This window comes from Desulfovibrio sp. 1188_IL3213, from assembly GCF_036763145.1.
Classification (GTDB): Bacteria; Desulfobacterota; Desulfovibrionia; order Desulfovibrionales; family Desulfovibrionaceae; genus Desulfovibrio.
Genome location: NZ_JBAIYR010000298.1, coordinates 1 through 2,970, shown reverse-complemented (window position 1 = coordinate 2,970; position 2,970 = coordinate 1). Strand labels below are relative to the sequence as shown.

Below are 2,970 nucleotides of genomic sequence, written 5' to 3'. Positions count from 1 at the left end.
TGCCCCCTCTGCACTCCCCCCGGACCACCCCGGAGGTTTTCAACTGTCCCGAGCTTGCGAGGGCTGCGCGGCCTCTGCTGCGGGAGCTTCCTCGCGTTGCTCGGTGATCTCCCTCCGCGCCGCGCAACGCCATCAGCGAGTCCGGCTTTATCAAATCTGTCCTGCCCAGCCCGGCTCCAGCCCGGCTCAAGCAAATCCGGCTCCAGAGCAGTTGGCGAATGAAATGAGTTAACCGCGCTGCAAGGGGTTTCAGGAAATCCTTGCCACGAAAAGCAATCAGTCGCCCGCCGCTAAGGTGCAAGCGCAGCTTCAGCCGTTGCCCGAAGGGCTTACGACTGAAGAGAACAAGGCTAGAGCAGTTGGCGAATGAAATTAGTTACTCTGCAAGGATTTTCTTGAAAATCCTTGCCACGAAATGCGAGAAGGCAGGATTTTGCCTGCCGTAAGCGAGCATTTCAAGTGTTAACTGTCCTAATTGCTTGCGCATCTAAGCATCGGAGCGAGCGCCCCGTTAACTTTGAGAATGTCTATTTTCAAAATTGAAATGCTCTGAATGCTCTATTGAGTCCCATCATGCCTGGGCGGGCGCGGTTTTTTAAAAAACGGCCTGTTTTGTTTTTCTTTTTGCGCAGTATCGGTAAAAACATCCTTATGCCAGATGGCCCCTGCTTTGTGCGGGGGCTTTTTTTGGCCCGCACTTTGCATAAATTCGGGCATGGGGCCGCAGGCCCAAGGAGACGATGGCCGCGCATCCGCATCAGCGCGCCCGCCAACCAAGGAGAAGCACATGCAAGCCGGCATGTTTAGCGGTCTTTTTGCCGCACTCACCACAGAACACCGCATGAATTTCATCGCCAATAATTTGGCGAATGCCAATACGCGCGGCTACAAACGCGATACCGTGGCCTTTAAGGACACCATGATAACCTACGCCTTTGACGAGATTCGTGAGCCACTCATGAATCTTCAGTCCAAGCCGCTTTTTCCCGAGCCGCTTAACGCCTCGCGGGTGCGCCTTGCCGTATCCAAGATAGATTTTGCCCAAGGGTCCATGCAGTATTCGGGGAATCCTCTGGACATGGCAATCAACGGAGAAAATGCCTTTTTTCGCGTTGCCACACCCACCGGAGATTTTCTTACGCGCAACGGAGCCTTTGTGCTGTCGGAAAACGGCACAATAATGACCCCTCAGGGCTATCCCCTTCAGGCCCAGGGCGGTGGAAACATTGTTATCCCGCAAGGCGTGCGCCACATCCAGATAAGCGGCGACGGGCAGGTCATTGCTGACAACGACGTGTTGGGGCAGATCGCGCTGGTCAACGTGGACAATCCGCAAAATCTCGAAAAAATGGGCAACAACCTTTACCGTCCGCGTGAAAACGTGGCCGTGGCCGAGGGCAACGCCTATCTGGAGGGCGGCCGCATCGAGCAGGGCTTTACCGAAGCCGCCAACGTGGAAGTCGTGCCGGAAATGGTCAACATGATCGAGGTGCAGCGCCAGTTCGAAGCCTACCAGAAAGTCATGCAGACCTCGGACACGCTGGATCGCGCCGCAACCGAAAAAGTCGGGCGGCGTCAGGGCTAGAACCGTTTCACTTTGAAATTGCTCTGGCAGCGGCTCGTGCAGGCGTCTGTCACGAAGGCGCAAACACAGTGCGACTGCCGGTTCAGAGTCTCGGTAATGGCTGTATAACTGACTGAAATGTATTTTAATCGTATGAAGCTTTAAAAAACCGCGTCGGCGCATTGAAGCGCTGGCTACGGATACAACGGATCCGCTCCAGGTCTGCCGCTGGAACAAGGAGAAACCTTTATGATGCGTTCCCTTTGGACTGGGGCCACCGGCATGGTGGCACAGCAACTCAATATTGACGTTATTTCCAACAACCTGGCTAACGTCAATACCACGGGCTTCAAGAAAAGCCGCGCCGAGTTTGAAGACCTCATGTACCAGACCATGCGCATGGCCGGGTCCATCACCGAGGGCGACAACCGTTTGCCCGTGGGTATCCAGGTGGGCATGGGCACACGTCCCACGGCCGTACACAAGTTTTTTACGCAGGGCGATTTTCAGAATACCGGCAATACGCTGGACGTGGCCATTGAAGGCGACGGTTTTTTTCAGGTCGATGTGAACGGCGAACTCATGTACACCCGCGCCGGTTCCTTCAAATTGAATCAGGACGGCGTGGTGGTCACGGCCAATGGCTACATCCTGCAGCCGGAATTTGCCGTGCCGCCGGAAACAAAGAATATTTCCATATCGTCTTCCGGTCATATCGCCGCCCTCGACGCCCAGGGACAGGAAATCGGCGGAGCGGAAATTCCGCTGTATACCTTCATCAACTATGCCGGCCTGGATGCGCGCGGGCGCAACCTGTTCACGCCCACCGAAGCTTCGGGCGAGGCGGTGGAAGGGATTCCCGGAACCGATAACGTAGGGACCCTGGCGCAGGGCTTTCTGGAAATGTCCAACGTGGAAGTGGTGGACGAAATGGTCAACATGATCGTGGGGCAGCGCGCGTATGAGGTGAACTCCAAGTCCATCCAGACGTCGGACTCCATGCTGGGCATCGCTGTACAGCTCAAGCGCAGCTAACGCGGTAGCGGATGAAATGAGTGATCTGTTTTGCAAGAGTCTGCAGGCAAGGCCTGATTACGAAATATGAACAGGTGAGCTTTGCTCACCGTTAAGCGGCTATTTTGCGTGTCAAATGGTCCAGTGTCACGGAGGCAGGCATGATTTCACAGGCGGCATCTATTTCTCGGGCGGCAGACGGCATGGGGCGCAAGAAAGCTCCGGCCCTGGCCGCATTGTGGGGCGTAGTGCTTGTCCTGGCCCTTGTCTGCCTGTGGCAGGCGGCAACCGCGCAGGCCGCAGGTGGAGTGCCGCAGGCCGTATGGCAGGCTAGCGAACGCAACCATAGGCGTTCGCCTCCGCAGGTGAAAACGCAGCTTAGATCGGAAGAG

The 2,970-nt window shown here is 56.1% G+C and carries 2 protein-coding genes and 1 pseudogene; all 3 read left to right on the top strand.

Annotated features, from left to right (window positions below; translation table 11 throughout):
- Positions 1 to 787: 787 nt before the first annotated feature.
- Entirely contained in the window at positions 788 to 1,585 is a 798-nt protein-coding gene (locus V6C16_RS10540; protein WP_333535028.1) for a flagellar hook-basal body protein, read from the top strand.
- 228 nt (positions 1,586 to 1,813) lie between these two features.
- A complete protein-coding gene (flgG, locus tag V6C16_RS10535; RefSeq protein WP_333535027.1) occupies positions 1,814 to 2,599 on the top strand; it encodes a flagellar basal-body rod protein FlgG in 786 nt (261 codons plus the stop codon).
- Positions 2,600 to 2,739: 140 nt separating this feature from the next.
- Positions 2,740 to 2,970, top strand: a pseudogene (locus tag V6C16_RS10530) (flagellar basal body P-ring formation chaperone FlgA); the annotation flags it as partial.

Excerpts from the sequence above, each read along its gene's own strand:
- V6C16_RS10540 (WP_333535028.1), top strand. The coding sequence starts at position 788 with ATGCAAGCCGGCATGTTTAGCGGTCTTTTTGCCGCACTCACCACAGAA.
- flgG (WP_333535027.1), top strand. The coding sequence starts at position 1,814 with ATGATGCGTTCCCTTTGGACTGGGGCCACCGGCATGGTGGCACAGCAA.